Origin of the sequence: Moorena sp. SIO3H5, assembly GCF_010692395.1 — a bacterium.
Classification (GTDB): domain Bacteria; phylum Cyanobacteriota; class Cyanobacteriia; order Cyanobacteriales; family Coleofasciculaceae; genus Moorena.
Map to the genome: position 1 here is coordinate 25,613 of NZ_JAAHHS010000030.1, position 19,513 is coordinate 45,125.

The window sequence follows — 19,513 nt, forward strand, 5'->3', positions numbered from 1 at the left end:
TTTATAAATCCATTGTTTTGCCGGAATTATCGAGATTTTTAATATTTTTAGCTGGTAGTCCAGCATATACTGTGAAGGAATTCACATTTTCTCTTACAAGAGCATTGGCTGCTACTACAGAATTTTTACCTACCTTGACCCCTGATAGGATAGTAGCTTTGAAACAAATCCATGCACCATTATTAACAAAAATAGACTGACATTTTCGCGGAAATTTTTGTGCTAAAAAATTAGAACGATTACAGTCAGCATGAGTGATAAATGACACTTGACCGGAGATAACAACGTTATTGTCCAATATAATTTTGTTGGCAAGGTCAAAGTAAACGGAATCACCTATGTAGCAGTTCTCGCCAATGTAGAGATAGCTGAAATCTCCTGCTGAATTCTTGTCTTCATAAGCATTATCAATTAGTAAACTTCTTTTTATTGTAGTTTTTTCTCCAATAGTGGCACCAAATTTTCGCAGAAGTTTAACTGTTATTTGAGGATTGGGATTTTTCAAATATCTAACAATTATGGAAATCCCAAATACTTTACCTAAACTATAAACAATCCAGAACTCTGCAAAAGTAAGCAAGCGATTCAGAAATCTCTTAATTCTTTGCATTAGCTGTGTTTGATTACTTTCTTCACTGCCCAAATCACATCTTCAACATCTTCATCGGTCAACTTCGCCGACAATGGCAAACTCACCGTCTGCCTTCCAATACCCATAGCATTAGGATAATCTTCTGGTTTCCAGCCAAAGGTCTGCTGATAGTAAGGATGTTCAGCAACACTTAAATAATGTACTCCCACCCCAATATTTTCAGCAGTCATTCGATTCAGAAACCCATCACGGCTAATCCCAGTTTTCGCTTCATCAACCATAACGGTATACAAATGATAGGCATGGCGGGTGTCTGGTTCCGGTTCTGCTGGTAAGCCAATGGGTAAATTAGCAAAAGCTTGATTATATTTCTGCCAAATCTCCTGACGTCGCTGCCAATAAGGTTCAACTCGCTCTAGCTGATGAATGCCAATGGCTCCCTGAAGATCCATCATGTTGTATTTGAAGCCACATTCCACTACTTGATAGTGTTTATAACCTTCATCACCAAAACGCTTCCAAGCATCCTTACTCATGCCGTGTAGTCCTAGGATCTTGATGCGGGCTGCGTCTTCTTCACAGTTAGTCAGTACCAGACCTCCCTCACCCGTGACGATGTTCTTGGTAACATAAAAACTAAAACAGCCAAAATCACCAAATGTTCCTGCTTTGCGACCTTTGTACTCGGTCTCAATGGCGTGGGCACAGTCTTCAATCAGTTTTAATTTATATCGCTCAACAATCTCACAGAGTGCATCCATATTGCAGGGACGACCAGCAAAATGAACAGGTAAAATTGCTCGGGTCTTGGAGGTAATTTTTGCTTCAACCTGCTTAGGATCAATATTCATTGTCAGCGGATCAATATCCACTACCACAGGTGTAGCCCCAGCATGGATAATGGCATTAACAGTGGCACAAAATGTTAGCGGAGTGGTAATTACCTCATCTCCTGGCTTCAAGCCCGCTGCTAATATACTCAAATGCAGTGCCGCAGTACAAGAATTCACAGCTACTGCATACTTAGCACCTTTATAGGTCTTGAAATCATTTTCAAATTGGGCAACTTTAGGACCTGTTCCTAACCACCCACTCTTCATACTAGCTACAACTTCTTGGATCTCTGCATTCTCAATCGCTGGAGAACCAAAAACTAGGAACTTCTCCTTAGATCTAACTGGAGTTGTCATAATATAATCTGTCTTTTTGCAAATAACCTGGACATGTTTAAGCTCACCCCTAACTCATCCACAAGGACTAGAGAGCCAAAACTAAATCACCCCAAAATCCTTAACCCCATAAAAACCAATTCTTCTAGACTGGCGACGGGTAAACTCCCCCACTCAAGAATTGCCATCTGGATCGATCACCCCTGTGACCTGCTGCCATAACTCAGCCGGAGCCAACGATACCTTATAAGTGCGATCGCCTCCACTCTTGCACACGTGATACCACTTGGTTTTCTGGCACTCACTACACCAAAATGCCTCTACCCATTCTCCTTCGATAGCTACTGTAGTTTTACTCGCTATCAGCATCAAGGCATATTTTGGTTTAACACCACGCGCCTGAAGTTGTCCTGGCCGGTCAGCAAACAACCGATACTTTTGACTAACGCTATCAAGGTAGCAACCAAGAATGAAGAATGAAGAATTTAGAATTTAGAATGAAGAATGAAGAATGAAGAATGAAGAATGAAGAATGAAGAATGAAGAATCGGGAGCAGGGGGGAGAAGAGTGGCAAGTGTAGAACTGGCATCTTGCCAGTGTCCCAACCGTAGAACCGGCATCTTGCCAGTGTCCCAACTGTAGAACTGGCAAGATGCCAGTGGCCTCAACCGTAGAACAGGGATCTTGTCTGTTTCATTTTTCCGGCAGCCAGGATGCCCACCCCACTCCTATTCATTCAGCCCCTCAGTAATGCTCTGATAGCTGATAGCTGATAACTGTTCCCGTAGTGTGCGCGTAGCGCATTAGCTTACATTCAACTAATAAAATTTTCTGAATACAGCCTCTTGCCACTATTCTAAATTCTAAATTCTAAATTCTAAATTCTAAATTCTAAATTCTAAATTCTAAATTCTAAATTCCCTACTCCCTGCTCCCTAAAATAATAGACACACTCTCCCCCTTAATCACTTTTCTGTTGTTGACATCACAACTAATGAAAAGTGGTGTGGGGAGAGACTGAGATCAACAGGACCATCGAAGCCCACTCCTAAATTTAAGGATCTAGATAGTAATATAGCGCTACGCGCAAGGCAAGAGGCAAAAGGCAAAAGGCAAGAGTTGACTACAATAGCTTTTGCTGCTTGTATCAATGTCCTAACTTTAATGCTTAGTGCTATAACTACCTAGTATTTAGTTTTAGCGGTCAGCGGTCAGCCGTCAGCCGTGGCACAGGCTTCCAGCCTGTGACTTAACTCAAATGCTTACCTGTTGTCTTGATCCAGTCACTCATGGGGGAAACTCCCAAGACCGCGCTGCATCGCTTATTCAAAAACTGATAACTGATTGCTGATTGCTGATTGCTGATTGCTGATTGCTGATTGCTGATTGCTGATTGCTGATTGCTGATTGCTGATTGCTGATTGCTGATTGCTGATTGCTGATAACTGATTGCTGATTGCTGAAATTTACGATTATCTCTTAAACAAATCAGTCAATAAAACCTTAGTAGTTAACCCCAAATCATTTATTCTTATTAATCTATGTTTTTCAGGAAAATTGAGAATATTGTTGAGAAAAACTATAATCAATTAGGTCATAAAATTGTTTCACTATAAGATTTTTTATAAACAAAATATAAAAATATTTTTTTAAATGAGTGCGTAAATAATCAGCACTAATTCTGTATTCTTAGTAACCTATATATTTCAGGACAATTTCCTAAATTATTTGAAATAGCATTGATTATATCTATGATTAACGTCTTTATTGGCGCTGATTGCATTTAAGACGTTATTAATTCTGACCTTTGGTTTAAAAGGATCAGCGAAATACCTTATAATCAGGATAATTGATCTAATTGGTTGTAGAAAATTGTTTAATTTTTAATTGAATTTTATTAAAAAATACTTCCGGTAAATAATAGTATCAAAAAAAAGCCCATACGTCAATGTCATAGGGAACAGGGAGCAGGGAGCAGGGAGTAGGGAATAGGGAACAGGGAGCGTTGCTTAATAATAGAATGATTTTAAGAGTTTTGTGGAACCAGCATCTTGGTGGAACGGGCATCTTGGTGGAACGGGCATCTTGCCCGTTGAATTCCCAGGCAGGCAGGAGGCTCACTCCACTCGTCCCCACACTCCCCGCGCCCACTCCCCACACTCCCTACTCCCTACTCCCTACTCCCCACACCCCACACCCCACTCCCTACTCCCTATTCCCCACTCAACGCTTCACAAAGAACCTGATCATACTGCTTAGCAATCACTTCAGGAGTAAAATTCTCTAATAAATACTCACGACCAGCTTGACCTAGGGATTTTACTAACCCCTGATTAGCGGCCAGAGAGCGGATATAGTCAGCCAGACCTTGGCTATCTCCATTCACGAAGCTGCTACCGCACTTAGCCTTGGCGATCAGCTCAGTTAAGTACGCCTCCCGAGAGCAAATCACCGCCACCGGAACCCCAGCGGCTAACGCAGAGTAGAGTTTGCTAGGAGCCACTAAGGTTTCCATACCAGGCATCACACTGACTAAGGAGAGATCGCAAGCGGTTAAGGAGTAGGGCAATACTTCTTTGTCTTGGTAGGGCAAAAACAGAAAATTAGTTAAGCCTAAGCCCTTCACGTCCTCGATTAACGCTTCTCGCTTCGCGCCACTACCAATACAGACAAACTGAATCGGTTCGTCTTTTAGTAATTTAGCAGTCTCAAGAATCGTGTCGATATCATGGCAGCGCCCCATATTACCAGAGTAAAGCACCGTAAACTTATTCACTAAATTGTGCTTCTGGGCAAACCAGTTATCTGGCTTGGGCAGTGGTACAATCACATCTGGGTTAGCCCAACTGTGAATCACCGCCACCTTGTTAGCCAATTTAGGACAGGTATTTATCACTCGTTGCTTCATGGCTGAACTGAGGACAATTATTGCCTCCGCTTTACGCCAAACCCGACGATTGAGACTTCTCCAAAATCGAGCCAAGGGATGATTGTGACCAATCACTCCTAACTCTACAGCAATATCTGGGTAAAAATCGTAAATTAGGCAAACATAGCGCATACCAAAAATCTTACGAGCCAGGTAGGCAACCACAGGAAAAAACGGTGGCGCAGTCGTTAATAACACCAAATTACGACGACGACAGTTTTTAACTAAGTGCAAAAACGCTCGCACAGCAAAAACTAAGCCATTTATAGCCTTGCCACGAATCTGCTGAGGCCACAGTTGAGACGCACGCGATCGCTTAATTTGTACTTTGCCCAACTTTTCATACATTGGTGCAGTGGCAGTCTCAAAGGCATAGCCTGGTTGTCCAGTAAACACCTTAATATCCATGCCTTGTTTGCCCAATTGCATCACCAACTCTTGAATTAGCTGGCCAGTAGCCGCATAGTCAGGAGGGAAAAACTGAGTTAGTACAGACAGCCGCAGAGACTGGTCACTAACTGTATTTGTCGGTAACCAGTCTTTAATTAGATTTGATGTTTTTAGTTGTTTAATAAAAACCATAAATCCACTGATAGTTTTTTCAATTGTTTTAGGGAACAGGGAACAGGGAATTGGGAGTAGGGAGCAGGGAGCAGGGAGCAGGGAGCAGGGAGCAGGGAGTAGGGAGTAGGCAAGAGGCAAGAGGCAAGAGGCAAGAGGCAAGAGGCAAGAGGCAAGAGTTGTGTAGGGTGCCTTAGGGACTGGGGAGCCGTGATTTTCTCAGTAACTTCAGACAATCCGTCCCGTAACGCACCACTTTGGTTCTAGGGAGTAGGGAGTAGCTATGGAGCGGGGGCGCGCGGAGATGGCGCGCGGAGTCTGGGGAGATGGCCATCTGGCCATCTCCCCAGCCACGTTTACAACTCATATGTAATTTAGATGTATAGGAATTCTTGTACTTATGAAGTACAAAGTTATGGCTTTTAGGGAGCAGGGAGTAGGGAGTAGGGAGCAGGTAAGAGGAACCCACCCCTAACCCCTCCCAGGAGGGGAAGGTAAGAGATAAGAGGAAAACAATCCTGTGTACTTCATAGCGATAAGCAACGCTATAGCAATTTTCGTGCTGATCAGGTATAGCGCTACGCGCAAGTCAGAAGTCACAAGTCAGAAGTCAGAAGTTTACTACAACAGGTTTTCAGCTTTTAGCCATGTCCTAACTTTATTGCGTAGTGCTATACAAAGAATTTTTTCTCTGCTCCCTGCTCCCTGCTCCCTGCTCCCTATTCCCTACTCCCCACTCCCCACTCCCTGCTCCATGGAAGAGCCATGAACAGACTCCCATGCTCTCCAACTGACCAATCCTAGTAAAATCGTTGTACTACCGAGAATTACCGGACTGCCAGGAAACTCAACAAAAACTAAAGCTAAACTACCTACCCATAAGGTCAGGGCATAAATCAGTAACACCGTTAGTCGATGAGACAAACCTGCTTTTAACAAACGATGATGGAGATGCCGTTGATCCGCCTGGAAAGGTGAGCTACCGTTATATAATCTTAGAATAATCACCGCAGACATATCTAAAAGGGGTACGGCCAAGACCAGCAAAGGTAGGAGCACTGTTGTCCCTACGGCACTTTTCACCAATGCCATCACACTCAGGCTAGCGATGGTGAAACCGATGAAGTAGGAGCCACCATCTCCCATAAAAATTTGGGCTGGATTGAAGTTATAGTACAAAAATCCTAATAAACTCCCCACTAATGCGGCACTAATTAGTGCTGTCTCGGTTTCGCCCATGAACAAACTGAGGAGGAAAATCATCACCCCAGCAATCCCAGCCACTCCTGAAGCCAAGCCATCCAGTCCATCAATCCAATTTATGGCGTTGACAACCCCTGTTAGCCAAAAGACCGTAAGAGGTAAACTCAGCCATCCTAAGTGTAATATTCCCACTCCTGGCAGACTGACAAGGCTAATCTCCAGCCCCATTGCCCAAGCGACACTAGCCACGACCGCTTGCAGTAACAAGCGCGTTAAGGGCGATAAACTCACCAAGTCGTCGGTAACGCCAATCAAGAAAAAGCAGAAACTGCCGAGAACAACTGCCCAAACCTCTGAAGAAACGCCAGGGGGAAAATCTGCCAACCCTCCTAAACTCCATACTAAAAACAGAGCCAGTAAAGTGCCAGCAGCAATAGAAATTCCCCCTAAACGCACCATTGGTTGTCGATGCACTTTCCGCTCGGCTGGTAAATCCGTGTACTGATACTTGATGGCAGCCGCTTTAACTATCGGAATAGTATTAAAAACAATTAAAGCGGCAACAATGAAGGCAACTACATAATATCCAGAGGAAACCATGGTGCAATGGCGTAAAAATTATCAGCTCTTAGAACTATGATTTACTGATTTCCAGATTGAATTGAGTTCACAAACTGTTGTAGATTAGCATTGGCCACGCCTAATAAATCGAATAACTCTGCCTGTGAACAACCACTCGCTGCACAAGCATCTATCTGCGCAGCACTGGTTACAACATTGTTTAACAAAGCAGTAGATTGCGGGCTTAATCCACCCAAATTTTGTGCGGCGCGGGCAGCACGGCGAGCCTGGGCAGCTCGCCCTACACGCTGAATCAAGATAGCGGTTCCTATCTTTTCTCCCACAGTTGGCCCATTATCATTAGCTTGGGCAGGCAAAATTGAAGTCGATGCCATCGCCAAAGCAGTGATTGTCATAACACTGGCAGTTTTAATGTTAATTGAGGGTATGAGTTTCATGATTTACCTCTGTGAATTTACCTCGGTGTAACCTATTAGCTTGCCTTAACGGCAGTTGAGACCTAAACCGGAATCTTAGAAAATCAGATCCAACAGAGAGATAACATCCCCCACTGAGCCACCAACACCCAACGTAAAACGGGCTTGATCCCCTGCACCAGCAATATCTCTGATGGCGGGAGTAAATACGATAGGGATATTTTTAAACGGGGCAATGGATGCACCGATAGCTAAATCTTGTCCCGTCCACTCCGTAATTACACTTAGCCACGGGAGCACTCCCACACCTATACCACCAAAGACACCAATACCACTTTCTTGATTCAATACTTTTTCTTCACTGCGAAACCGACCTGTACCAGCTCCGACCGTCACGACTGCCACACCAAAAGGGTCACTAGGGTTAGCTCTGAGGGGAAGCACCTTGGTCACGGCTCCGTAGTAGCTATTCTCGAAATCATTAAATTCAGCGCTATCATTAGCACCTTCCGGTAATCGTCCGATGTTAATGATTCCTTCTCCTCCTAAAGCAACACCCCATCCCGGCTCAAATCTACTGTGTATTTTGGCATTAAAACCTCCACTACCAAAAGGTCGGCTACCACCAAAACTAGCTACTGTATAGGATAACTGTGCTCCCACTGAGTCGGTCGCGTCCCCAACACCAAAGCCAAATCCTAAGCCTCCATCCAAACCACCTCCGATTAAACCACCCTGACCACCGCTATAGCGAGCAGGAGCTTGAAAACCAAACCCTACAAAACCGTTGTACTTGTCAGTCCCAAATCCCGAGGGATTGGCAATGCTAAACCCTGGAGAAACTGTACGAGGCTTAGCTGACTCAACGTTTAATCGGTAGAACTCTAGTCTCTTTCTGAACTCGCGGAGTTTCTCTTCAAGTTCTGGCGAAATTGTAGAAGGGTTTGGAGATTCAGTGGGGTTAGTGGCGTCACTAGATTGAGAAACTAGTGTGCTCGATACTGGCTGGTAGGATGTATGGGATGGTTGATAGGGTGAAGTAACCTCAGCACCACTGGTTCTAGAGTTCCCACTTAAGGCTGAAGTAGACCCTAACCATGGACTAGAAAAACTCTTTTTGGTTGACGTTAATCTTCCTTGAGTTATAGCAGTTTCAGTGCTTACCTTGGGAACTGAGTTAACTGGATAATTAACTGGATAATTAACTGGATAATTAACCTGATTACCAGCAACTAGTCCCGCTCCCAAAACTGGAGTTCCTACGTTAGATATGGCACCGAAAGGCTTAACTGGTTCTGGACTAGTTTTAATCTCACGATTAGTAGTACTAAGCCCCACAGGAGTTGCTCCCAGCAGTACCTTTACCGATGGACTCTTAACAGTAGGATTAACAGTAGAAACAGAGGTTCCTAAATCCTTGTAGTTAGAGTATAAATTAGAGGCAGCGCGGTCTTGGGGGTTCCCACCATGAGGGACTGCCGCAGTTGCTGGAGCTTGACCCCCGATAAACCAGGGAGTGAACACCGCAAAACTGTAGGTTGCAAGTTTGGAAATGTGAATCATGCCTTAAGCTGACTCTGAATGTGAGTGTCAGTCCGTAACGTTTAAATAATATAGGTGTGGTATAGCGTACTCCCAGATCAATGATGCAGGAATTAAGGTAAAATGCACTCAAAACTTGTTAATAAATCAAAGCCAATTAGTTAGTGACTACAGCAAGATAGTTTCTCTTATTAGCTGATCAATAATCAACTCGATTTAGTTCTCGTATCACTTCTACTAACCTTGAATATAACATCAGGAAAATTTTTTTTTTTTATTTATTTTATTTGAAAGTATTTTTTAAAAAACTATTATTATTGATGGTATTAATATATGTTTTATTTATAAATTAGTGGAGGTAAAAATTACTGAATTTTAGGGAGTAGGGAGTCAGAAGTCAGAAGTCAGAAGTCAGAAGTCGGAAGTCAGAAGTCAGAAGTAAGGAGTCGGGGTAACAAACTTGAATATATCTCATAAGTATGGAAAACACTATATTTATTTGAACGCTATCAAATAAAAAACAAGGAGTAGGGAGTAGGGACTAAGGCCCTAGGCCACGCTACGCGAATGGAGCAGGAATGCATCGCAAAAAATCAGCAATTTCGCTTACTCGTCATGAAAATTGCTATACAGCGTTTTTTCTCACTATTAGGTAAACAAAATTTTTTCACTATTGCTAGCATGCCTATTGCCTACTCCCTGCTCCCTGCTCCCTGCTCCCTACTCCCTGCTCCCTGCTCCCTGCTCCCTATTCCCTATTCCCTATTCCCTATTCCCTGTTCCCTGTTCCCTGTTCCAGAAGAATCCTGTAGGGAATAATCCTGATAACTACCCCAAGACCAGTATTAAGGATAGAGGTCTATTAACTTAGTTTATTAAGTTAGTTCCCTGTCGGGTATTTTTAGGGGCTGATGCCCTGGGCCAAGGGAAGGTAACATGTCAAATTTGTAATTAGGTACATAGATCCCCCCTAACCCCCCTTAAAAAAGGGGGGAATTAGATTGAAAAGTCCCCCTTATTAAGGGGGATAATGGGGTATCTGAATCAGGGATTAACAAAACTGACATGCACCCAAAACGCGAACGGATCAGCGAAGAAGTAAAAAATCGGTGTGTGTATCTGATTAAACCTCCGGTACGCTTGCATAAGTCTCATAAACCGTGGGTGAAGACAAGGCAAAAGGCAAGAGGAACCCACCCCTAACCCCTCCCAGGAGGGGAAGGCAAAAGCGATAGATTTTGATTTCATATTTATTTTTGCAACAGGTCTATTAATACGAGAATTGCTATATAACTAGTAACTGTAAAATAACTATAAAGTAACTATAAAATAACTATAAATAGTGTTGAATATTCAAAAATTATTGGTAATAACCAAAGTGCACAGGATTGTTTTCCCTCTTACCTCTTCTCTGCTCCCGTCTTGATGCAGTCGCTCATGGTTTGGGTTCTGTGTGCGGAACCTGTGTCCGCACCTGTCTTGATGCAGCGCGGTCTTGGGGGAAACCCCAAGACCGCGCTGCATCGCTCCTAAACTCCGAAACGTGAGTATAGTTTACTTCTGACTTCTGACTTCTGACTTCTGACTTGCGCGTAGCGCTATATAAGGGGTGGAACAGGCATCTTGCCCCTATCCTCCCTCGGGGGGCTGTCCCGATTCCCTACTCCCTACTCCCTGCTCCCTACTCCCTGCTCCCTACTCCCTACTCCCTAAATTGGAATTTGTTGAAGTTATTCAAATAATCCCATGTTCAAAGCCTTAGTACTGATTCCCGTTTCAGCCGCCGCTAGCTATTTTATAGGGTATGGGCTGAGTAATAATTGGAATTACAATGATCATCCGATTGTCCAACTGATTTCTGCTGATCAATCCACAACAGTCAATTTATTCAATCTCGGGAATCTCGGCAATCTTGGAAAAAACGATACCAATCCCCAAGAGTCACAAACTCTGGGTTTACCACAACGGTTTCCTGAGGGAAAGTTTTCCCAGAGCCGATCTCAGTTAGACCTAGGTAAGTCATGGCCAAGCTCACTAGCTATTCCTGAAGAAACCGTTAGCCCAGAAACCGTTGCAACTATTAAACCACCACCCCTGCCTCCACCCCTTCCTAGGGTAACGGTTTCTCCGGCAGATTTAGTACTACCGATTAAAATCCTACCGAGCAAAAAACTACAGATTAACCGTATTGTTGCTCGCTCCGTTGGCAGTGATTTGATCAAAATGCCATGGGAAACCGTGGAGCCAGCTCCAGTAAAGGTAGCGAAAAAACCCCCAGCTGATATCATTGCCACCATCCCTAAGGTGAACAAACCAACCAAATCGAAGGTGGCAGTAAAAGGCAACACTACCAATAGACCTGTAATGAAATTAACCTTTAGATCAGACCTGAGGTTAGTTAATGGTTCATTTTTTGAGATTTCTAATCAACCAGAAGATGATGTCGAGCTAATCGTTGCTGATGCCAACTTAAGTGCTCCTGGGAAGTTAGCTATGCTGACATTCAGGGAATCAGTGCCTAATGGTGAACAGCCCAGGGAAATTATACTTGCTTCGGCTATTGCTGAATCGACCATTGCTCAATTGACTGTTGCTCAATCGACACCAACACCTTACCCAGGTCAGTCTTCTGAAGGTCAGTCCACAGAGATTGTCCCTCTGCCCACCTTTGAGCAACCTACCCAGACCCTACCATCGCCCCCAGGTCAGTCCACAGACATGGTACCTCTGCCTACCTTTGAGCAACCTACCCAAACAATACCATTCCCCACTCTTCCTGACCTTACCACTCCTGCATCTCCTGTAGGGTCAGTTAGCCCTGTAATCGACCAAACCTATACCCTTGGTGCCGGGGATGTGATTCTAATTACTATTTTCAGGGTTCCGGAGTTTAGTGGCCAACAACAAGTTGGTGTGGATGGCTCCCTCAAGTTGCCCTTAGTGGGTAAACTGACCGTTGAGGGCATGACCTTAGAAGAAGCAGAGTTTGCGATCGCAACTAAATATCAATCAGAATTGCGCTCTCCTGCCATCACCGTTAGTTTACTCCAAGCCCGCCCGTTACAAATCGCTATTTCCGGGGAAATTAAAAAACCAGGCTCCTACGTTCTACCCTTAATCAATAATACCCAGTTTCCCAGTATCGCTCAAGCGGTTCAGCTGGCTGGCGGGATGACCCAATCGGCGGATTTAGAGGGAGTGCAAATTCGGCGTACTCAACCTTCTGGTATTACTGATACGATTAGGGTTAATCTCTCACAATTGTTGCAAGCCGGTGATTTGAGTCAAAACCTGATTTTGCGGGATGGGGATGTCATTATAATTCCAGCCACCACTGAGGTAGACTTAGCCAAAAGCGCTCAACTCGCAGCATCTAACCTAGCGAGCACTGACGCCATATCCGATGTGGCGGTGGTGGGGGAAGTGTTTAGACCAGGAGCTTACCGCCTAGGAGGAGGACAAAACCTAGCAGCAGGAGAAAACGGCGCTAGTCGCCCCACAGTTTCTCAAGCGATTCAAACCGCTGGCGGGATTAAACCCTCTGCTAACTTGCGGAAAATTCAAGTGCGTCGTCCCACTCGCGATGGCACAGAACAGCTGATTAACGTTAACCTGTGGCAATTATTACAAGAAGGAGACCTCAGCCAAGATTTGGCCTTGCAAAGGGGAGACACAGTCATTATTCCTGCTGTCACAGACATCACTGCCGCAGAAGCTGCTCAAATTGCTTCCACTAATCTTTCTCCAAATGTAATTCGGGTCAATGTTGTTGGAGAAGTGGAACAACAAGGAACAGTGGAAATCCCATCGAATACTACCTTGAATGAAGCGTTGCTTTCGGCGGGTGGATTTAATGAGCGCTCAGAAGAAGTGGTGGAGCTGATTCGTTTTAATCCTGATGGTAGCTTAAGCCGACGGGAAATCCAAGTCAATTTTAAGCAAGGACTGAATGACGAAACTAACCCTCTGCTATGGAACAACGATATTATCCTTGCTGGTCGCTCCCGTTCCGCCAGAATCACTGATACCCTCTCCAATATTCTTGGTCCAGTGTTCCAATTTTTGCCTGCCATACGTTCGTTGTTGGATTAGTATAGCAAGTGAAAAGGGAGCAGGGAGCTTCGGAGCAGGGAACAGGGAACTCAGAAAAGGCAAGAGGCAAGAGGCAAGAGGCAAGAGGGAAAAAATCCTGTGTAACTCATTATAATAAAAACCTCTAAACTATAAAAAATAACAGTTAAATAAACATTTAAAATAAAATCTAAATCATGAGTTAAAAAATCAATTATTTTATTTTGGTTATTATAAATCTATTTAAATTGAAATATATAACATATTATACTCATGATTTAAACAAAATTTTTGTAAGCATTAAGCTATCATCTATTGGTCTATTGCTGACAGCTGATAGCTGTTCGCGTAGCGTGAGCTAAAAGCTGACGGCTGAATGCTTAGACTTTTCAATTAAACTATAAACAAAACGCAATGATTAATAATTTTTCTCCCTCTCCTTTGCCAATTGCCAGTAATAACGGTAACTTTCCTCCTTTACCTCAAGGGTCACCATGGTTAGAAGCAGATGATAGTGAATGGGATTTGCGCCTTTGGCTTACGGTGCTGGAACGGCGAGGACTAGTCATTGTCGGGGTAGCAGTGACAGGGATGTCCTTCATCATCCCAATGACGTTAAATCAAGAGCCAATTTACGAAAGTAAATTTAAGCTTTTAGTAGAGCCGGTTAATGCTGAAAATGACTTAGGGAATTTCACGTCTTTTTTAGGAGACCAAGACGTTAAATCTGGTTTAGACTACGAAACCCAAATTGAAGTTCTACGTAGTCCTAAGCTAATGGAAAAAGTGCTGGCAGAACTCCAAAAAACTTATCCCGAAATTGATTATGATTCCCTAATGGAGGATTTAACCATCACTCGCTTAGGGAAAACTAAGATCTTAGAAATCAGCTACGAGGGAAACGATCAGGATCAGATCTTGACTGTGTTAGACCTATTAGCCCAGGTATATCTGGAGTACTCCCTGGAAGAGCGCCAGACTAACTTAAAGCTAGGGATTCAATTCATTGAAAACCAGTTACCATCCTTACAAAGTAGGGTAAATCAACTCCAAAACCAATTACAAGTCTTTAGAGAGCGATATCAGTTTACTAACCCCGAAAGCCAAGCTCAACTCATTGCGTCTCAAATGACCACCTTGAAGCAGCAAAACTTAGCCCTTGAACAAGAATTAGTTCAAGCCCGTTCCTATCTTGGTTCTCTACAACAAGAAACGGGAGCCCTGGCGGCTCTTGGTGAGGCTCCACTCTATCAGAACATCATTGGTCAGTTAAGAACTGTAGAAAGCCAAATCGCTGGGGAATTAACTCGCTTCCAACCCCAAAGCACAGCTATTCAACTTCTCCAAACTCAACGGCAAAACCTCTTCCCAATCCTAGAGCAAGAAGCAGAGCGAGTGTTAAACTCGAAATTTGCAGAAGGTGTAACTGAAGTACAACGGATTGAAACCAAACGTCAAACCTTATTCGTTGCCCAACAACAACTAGACCAACAGGCTCAACAAATCCCTGCCTTAGCCAGACGATACGCCGAGTTACAGCGAGAAATACAAATTGCAACAGAAGCGTTAAATAAATTTGAGACTACCAAACAAAGCTTGAAAATTCAAGAAGCCCAAACCGAGATTCCTTGGGAAGTGATTGAAGCCCCAGTTTGGGCAGAGAATCCCATCTCTCCTAATATCCCACGTAATTTAACCTTGGGAGCTGTAGCTACCATTCTGGTAGGCATTGGTTTTGCTTTGGTTTTAGAACGATTAGATAACGTTTATCACACTCTCGACGAACTAAAACAACAAACCAAACTTCCTGTATTAGGGACTATCCCCATTAATAAAAAACTACCAGGAGCCCCAAGTACTAATTCCTTAGAAACAGTAGGACGTTTCTTTTCTACACCCTTTACCTGGGTAATACCAGGTTTGAGGAAAAAATTAACCGCTTATAGCTATGGTAAAGACGCCCAATTTTCACACTTTTTGGAAGCTATACGAGTACTCAATACCAATATTCAATTACTCAGTTCAGACCGCCCAATCCATTCTGTGGCCATCAGTTCATCTACGCCTGGGGATGGTAAGTCAACCATTTCACTTTTCGTGGCTCAAACAGCAGCAGCCATGGGAAAAAAGGTGTTACTAGTGGATGCGGATATGCGTAAACCCCAAGTTCATACTAGATTGCAATTACCCAATGAGTTGGGATTAAGTAATTTAATTGCCCAAACCCGAACTCCTGAAGAGGTAATTAACAGCCAACCGATACCTGATCTACCGGGCTTATCAATCCTAACCGCAGGTAAAATTCCTCCAGACCCTACCAAACTGCTCTCTTCCGAGAAAATGAAAGGATTGATCAAATATTTCGAAGAAATATTTGACCTAATTATTTATGATACTCCCCCAGTTTTGGGATTAGCAGATACTACCTTGCTTACTCCTAAAACCGATGGATTGATTCTGGTAACTCGCATTCAAAAAACAGACCGCTCTGCTCTGACCCAAGCTCTTGATAATCTCAGACTGTCCCGAGTTAATGTTTTAGGCCTTGTTGCTAATGGTGTTGAAGCTGACTCCAATAGCCCTTACGTTTACTACAAAGAGGGTTACGGAAACAATCACAAAGAAGAGGCTTGGGAGGAGGAAGAAGAGAACCTGACATCGACATTGTCTAAGTAAAAGGGAACAGGGAACAGGGAACAGGGAACAGGGAATAGGGAATAGGGAATAGGGAGCAGGGAGCAGGGAGCAGGGAGCAGGGAACAATAGGAAAAAGCTTGGAGTATTTTTTGGTATTTTTAAAAAACATTAATATTGTTCCTGACCTATTTACAAAATACAATTAAAAACTATATTTTGCAAATAAATGTAGCGTTTCTCATAGATATGATATACACATTATTTTTTTTCTTTTCCCTCTTGCCTCTTGCCTCTTGCCTCTTCCCTGCTCCCTGCTCCCTGCTCCCTGCTCCCTAAAACCCAAAGATTTGTACCTCACAAGTCGTATAATGGCTAGATTTAAAACATGCTATATGATCCACCTATTGCTACTAAAATCGCTACAATTAACCAGTGCTTATGCTGGGGTAATCTTGCGATTATCAAGGAGGAAATTGACCAAACTAAGTTAGTCCTTGATGATGGTGAAAATGAACGTCCAGACTTTTCATTTCTAGTCCTTGGGGATACGGATTCAGATACGAAATATGGAGAGAAGCTGCAAGCACAAATTGCTCAACAATTAGGTGAGCACATCGATACGTGTCGCTTTACCTTACACACAGGGGATCTGGTTTATCCCTTTGGGTCTGCTGAGTTTTATCTGGAGAAATTTATTCAATTCTACCGAGAGGTTTTCGGTATTAGGAGTCCTGTCAAGAAAACTGACACTACTCGACTAGTCTTTAATCATCCGATTTTTCCTGTACCAGGAAATCATGATTACTATGACCTGACGTTTCTGCCCAGATTATTTGCTCAGTTAAGTTTACCTCTACACCGTTGGTTAAAATCTAAGTTAGGGTTGACCCTAGGTTGGGAGAGTTCTTACCAAGGCAAAGCCTATGCTCACGCTTTTCTTGATTGCTTGAGTCAGCCTCACAAGCGCCGTAATTTAGCTGAGTACCTTAACCAACACTATACGGCCAAGACCAAAACGGGCAGATGCCTGCGCTACCAACCTGGTCACTTTACCCGCCTACCTAATCGCTACTATACCTTTAGATATGGCGGGATTGACTTTTTTGCCCTTGATTCCAATACCTTTTGTAGTTCTGACTCTTCCTCTAAACCTAAGGCTGGTCCTGACCAAGAACAACTAGACTGGTTACAGCAACGGTTAATTGATTCTTGGCATGATCCTCAGGTACGGGGACGAGTGGTCTATCTTCATCACTCTCCCTATTCAACGGAAACAAGCCGATGGGAGCAGCCAGATGCGATCGCAGTTCGTGGGCATTTACGCCAAGTATTGGATCAGGTGGCTGCTGCTATTGGTTCCCTACCGGAAAAACGACCACTGGTAGATTTAATCTTAAGTGGACACGCCCATTGCTTTGAGCATTTGCGTACCCTTGATACTAAACATGCTGACTCCAATTTAAATTGGTTGGTCTGTGGCGGAAGTGGTGCTAGTTTACGGGGTCAGCGCAAAGATGAGGTTGAAGTGATGGAAATTAGTCAGGGCGGTTATGTTCAAATGGTGGCGCGATCGCTTTTATTTATCGGACGCAAAGGTAAAGGCAGAACAGCCCGCTCTCCTCATACCTTTCTAAGGATTGATGTACATCAGGGTGTGCCCCCTAAGTTTGTAATTCGGCCATTTATAGTTGAGAAACTGAAGAATAAGTGGAGTAGTAGTGCTATCAAACCCTTTGTGCTCCAGAATCTGTAAACACTATGGAATTGAGAACTGCTATATTATAATGCGTTGGTAGTCATAGGCCATAACAACAAATGAGTAAACTGCGCAACATACTAATGGGTGCTGGTATAGCAGCAGTCGGTGCGGTCGGAACTAAAATGGCTGTGGATTATTTCCGCAACCGTGATCAAGAAGAAGAGAGGGACGAAAGTGAAGGTGACGCAGAAGCTACCTCTCCCGAAGAAGTTGCCTACGCTATCGTACAAGACAGTTCTGTGCAAAACTTCTTGGATGCTAGCTTTGGTGATGCTGGTCGTTATGTGCCCACTCGTCCCCCTAAGATGTTCGACTATCAAGACCAACAATATATGGTCATTTGGGCTTACGACAATCAGAAAGAAAAAAACCAAATGTTGGCATTCATCTATACCGATGAGGGTCGTAAGATGGTGGCTAGCGTGGGATATACTGCTGACGCAACGGATTACAATATCAATTTAGACAGCACACCCTTCGCTGTTGAAGTGAATGGCGAACAAATTACCTCCGGTCAAGATCAAACTGACGGAGCTGATGAAGTGGATTTTGTCCTAGCTGGTAGTTAAATCGAAGTTTTGATTGGATAATCTCTGAATACTAAAAGCGATCGCTTGTCTAGGGTGATAAGCGATCGCTTTTAGTTAGCGATGCAGGTACACAGTACACAGATAAAGAGGATTTTTTCCCACTCCCTACTCCCTACTCCCTACTCCCTACTCCCTACTCCCTACTCCCTACTCCCTACTCCCTACTCCCTACTCCCTACTCCCTAAAACCAAGAACTATAGAAAAAGTTATCCTAAAGTTATCCTATAGAGTAAACTATTTATATTCCTTCCGGTCAATGAATAAAAATAAACGACCGAGAGAAAAAATTATTGCTGATCTCAGTATCAATTATGTGGAACGATATGTATTATTATGTGGTTACTCAGTAGAACGAGTTGAACTTGAGTATACCTATGGTTTTGACTTGATTATCTTTACCTATGATGCCAATAGTGAACTTGAAAATGGTAAGATTCACGTCAAGCTAAAGGCAACGGATTTTCTGAGCATGCTAGCCGGTGATCAAGAAACCATCGGCTTTCCTCTAGGACGCTCAGACATAGAGCCATGGTTAAAAGAAGCAATGCCATGTATCCTGATTGTATACGATGCTCAGCTAGATCTAGCCTATTGGCTGTACTTGCAAGCCTACTTTGAAAACTGGGAAAACTTTGATCCATGGCAAATGGAAGAAACGATTACTGTTAATCTTCCTAAAAATAATATTGTCAATCAAGATGCCATTAAAAAATTCGCTCGATATAAAAATAATGTGCTGCGGCAGTTACCGGGAGTAATTAGTCATCGTGCCTAGAAACGTTATTTTTCAAAAGTTTAAGGATTAAGCTCTCAGCGGTCAGCTATCAGCAGTCAGCTGACGTAACAGAGATGAAAGCAATGGTTACGTGTTTTCTTAAAAAGCTAATAGCTGATAGCTTACATCTATTTAACTATTAATAGTTATAAAAAGGCATGAGAATCAAGTAATAAAAATGCGATGGCAAATAGGTCACGCTACGCGATTGGCCTTTTGGCCTTTAGGCCACGCTACGCGAACGGCCAGGCTACGGGAACGCAAAAAAACCTCCTCTGGTAATTTCCCATAAAAGAATTAGGGAACCTTTTCAGGGGACGCTTAGTCAATATATATAGCAATCCCCTTGAAAAGCTGAATAGGATTGCTCTATCTATCTAGCGCCATTTTAATGGCTACCGGGTGCCATCAGATCTGTTGCAGATATTGACCCATGAGGTGATTTATGCATAGAACCAAGTTTTTGGCAATTGCTCCGCTTACTTTGCTCGGATTATCTGAAATAGTGCTTCAGTCTAGCTCAGTTTTGGCTAACCATTACTCTAATCACACTCTCCAGAGAGGTTCTCAGGAGCAGATAACTGTGCTAACCAGTAGCTCATCCTTAGCTAAATTCAATACTGAGTTGCTTGGACTAACCAATGCTGAACGGCGAAAAGCTGGCTTACCACCATTACAGCTTTCT

20 protein-coding genes are annotated in these 19,513 nt (G+C 43.3%); 9 read left to right on the forward strand and 11 right to left on the reverse strand.

Annotated features, from left to right (window positions below):
- Position 1: 1 nt before the first annotated feature.
- From F6K52_RS05510 to F6K52_RS05535, 6 genes are all read right to left on the reverse strand, one after another.
- On the reverse strand, positions 2-643 hold the full coding sequence (locus F6K52_RS05510; protein WP_293075158.1) for a hypothetical protein: 642 nt from the start codon (positions 641-643) through the stop codon (positions 2-4).
- A complete protein-coding gene (locus tag F6K52_RS05515) occupies positions 610-1,782 on the reverse strand; it encodes a DegT/DnrJ/EryC1/StrS family aminotransferase (protein WP_293075160.1) in 1,173 nt (390 codons plus the stop codon). Before F6K52_RS05515 ends, F6K52_RS05510 begins: the two co-directional genes overlap by 34 nt.
- Positions 1,783-1,935: 153 nt before the next feature.
- A complete protein-coding gene (locus tag F6K52_RS05520) occupies positions 1,936-2,130 on the reverse strand; it encodes a hypothetical protein (protein ID WP_293075162.1) in 195 nt (64 codons plus the stop codon).
- 1,558 nt (positions 2,131-3,688) lie between these two features.
- Positions 3,689-3,883 carry a hypothetical protein gene (locus F6K52_RS05525; RefSeq protein WP_293075164.1) on the reverse strand — a complete coding sequence of 65 codons (195 nt, stop codon included), beginning with the start codon at positions 3,881-3,883 and terminating at the stop codon, positions 3,689-3,691.
- Between the two features lie 91 nt (positions 3,884-3,974).
- Positions 3,975-5,273, reverse strand: a complete 1,299-nt coding sequence (locus F6K52_RS05530) for a glycosyltransferase family 4 protein (RefSeq protein WP_293075196.1) — start codon at positions 5,271-5,273, stop codon at positions 3,975-3,977.
- 172 nt (positions 5,274-5,445) lie between these two features.
- Entirely contained in the window at positions 5,446-5,721 is a 276-nt protein-coding gene (locus F6K52_RS05535; RefSeq protein WP_293075166.1) for a hypothetical protein, read from the reverse strand.
- A 51-nt stretch (positions 5,722-5,772) separates the two neighbouring features.
- On the opposite strand from F6K52_RS05535, the gene F6K52_RS05540 reads away from it, so the two are divergent.
- Positions 5,773-6,021 carry a hypothetical protein gene (locus tag F6K52_RS05540; protein WP_293075168.1) on the forward strand — a complete coding sequence of 83 codons (249 nt, stop codon included), beginning with the start codon at positions 5,773-5,775 and terminating at the stop codon, positions 6,019-6,021.
- Here the strand turns inward: F6K52_RS05540 and F6K52_RS05545 are convergent.
- From F6K52_RS05545 to F6K52_RS05555, 3 genes are all read right to left on the reverse strand, one after another.
- A complete protein-coding gene (locus F6K52_RS05545) occupies positions 5,979-7,055 on the reverse strand; it encodes an MraY family glycosyltransferase (RefSeq protein ID WP_293075170.1) in 1,077 nt (358 codons plus the stop codon). The genes F6K52_RS05540 and F6K52_RS05545 overlap by 43 nt on opposite strands.
- 41 nt (positions 7,056-7,096) lie before the next feature.
- A complete protein-coding gene (locus F6K52_RS05550; protein ID WP_293075172.1) occupies positions 7,097-7,474 on the reverse strand; it encodes a hypothetical protein in 378 nt (125 codons plus the stop codon).
- A 75-nt stretch (positions 7,475-7,549) separates the two neighbouring features.
- Positions 7,550-9,016, reverse strand: coding sequence for a hypothetical protein (locus tag F6K52_RS05555; RefSeq protein ID WP_293075174.1), 1,467 nt, complete (start codon positions 9,014-9,016; stop codon positions 7,550-7,552).
- 594 nt (positions 9,017-9,610) lie between these two features.
- On the opposite strand from F6K52_RS05555, the gene F6K52_RS05560 reads away from it, so the two are divergent.
- Entirely contained in the window at positions 9,611-9,814 is a 204-nt protein-coding gene (locus F6K52_RS05560) for a hypothetical protein (RefSeq protein WP_293075176.1), read from the forward strand.
- Between the two features lie 534 nt (positions 9,815-10,348).
- Here the strand turns inward: F6K52_RS05560 and F6K52_RS05565 are convergent.
- Positions 10,349-10,519: a hypothetical protein gene (locus tag F6K52_RS05565; RefSeq protein ID WP_293075178.1), complete on the reverse strand. Its 171-nt coding sequence runs from the start codon at positions 10,517-10,519 to the stop codon at positions 10,349-10,351.
- Positions 10,520-10,741: 222 nt separating this feature from the next.
- On the opposite strand from F6K52_RS05565, the gene F6K52_RS05570 reads away from it, so the two are divergent.
- Both F6K52_RS05570 and F6K52_RS05575 read left to right on the forward strand, forming a co-directional pair.
- Positions 10,742-13,087, forward strand: a complete 2,346-nt coding sequence (locus F6K52_RS05570; RefSeq protein WP_293075180.1) for an SLBB domain-containing protein — start codon at positions 10,742-10,744, stop codon at positions 13,085-13,087.
- Between the two features lie 393 nt (positions 13,088-13,480).
- Positions 13,481-15,742: a polysaccharide biosynthesis tyrosine autokinase gene (locus F6K52_RS05575; RefSeq protein WP_293075182.1), complete on the forward strand. Its 2,262-nt coding sequence runs from the start codon at positions 13,481-13,483 to the stop codon at positions 15,740-15,742.
- Here the strand turns inward: F6K52_RS05575 and F6K52_RS05580 are convergent.
- Positions 15,735-15,872, reverse strand: coding sequence for a hypothetical protein (locus tag F6K52_RS05580; protein ID WP_293075184.1), 138 nt, complete (start codon positions 15,870-15,872; stop codon positions 15,735-15,737). The genes F6K52_RS05575 and F6K52_RS05580 overlap by 8 nt on opposite strands.
- Positions 15,873-16,088: 216 nt before the next feature.
- On the opposite strand from F6K52_RS05580, the gene F6K52_RS05585 reads away from it, so the two are divergent.
- The 5 genes from F6K52_RS05585 to F6K52_RS05605 form a co-directional block, all read left to right on the forward strand.
- Positions 16,089-17,456 carry a metallophosphoesterase gene (locus tag F6K52_RS05585; protein ID WP_293075186.1) on the forward strand — a complete coding sequence of 456 codons (1,368 nt, stop codon included), beginning with the start codon at positions 16,089-16,091 and terminating at the stop codon, positions 17,454-17,456.
- A 62-nt stretch (positions 17,457-17,518) separates the two neighbouring features.
- The gene (locus tag F6K52_RS05590) at positions 17,519-18,031 is read left to right on the forward strand and encodes a hypothetical protein (protein WP_293075188.1); all 513 of its coding nucleotides are present in this window, start codon (positions 17,519-17,521) and stop codon (positions 18,029-18,031) included.
- Between the two features lie 81 nt (positions 18,032-18,112).
- Positions 18,113-18,238: a hypothetical protein gene (locus F6K52_RS05595; protein WP_293075190.1), complete on the forward strand. Its 126-nt coding sequence runs from the start codon at positions 18,113-18,115 to the stop codon at positions 18,236-18,238.
- A gap of 71 nt (positions 18,239-18,309) precedes the next feature.
- Complete coding sequence (locus tag F6K52_RS05600) at positions 18,310-18,828, forward strand: DUF4365 domain-containing protein (protein ID WP_293075192.1); 519 nt, start codon at positions 18,310-18,312, stop codon at positions 18,826-18,828.
- A gap of 445 nt (positions 18,829-19,273) precedes the next feature.
- On the forward strand, positions 19,274-19,513 hold a 240-nt coding region (locus F6K52_RS05605), incomplete at its 3' end, for a hypothetical protein (RefSeq protein ID WP_293075194.1).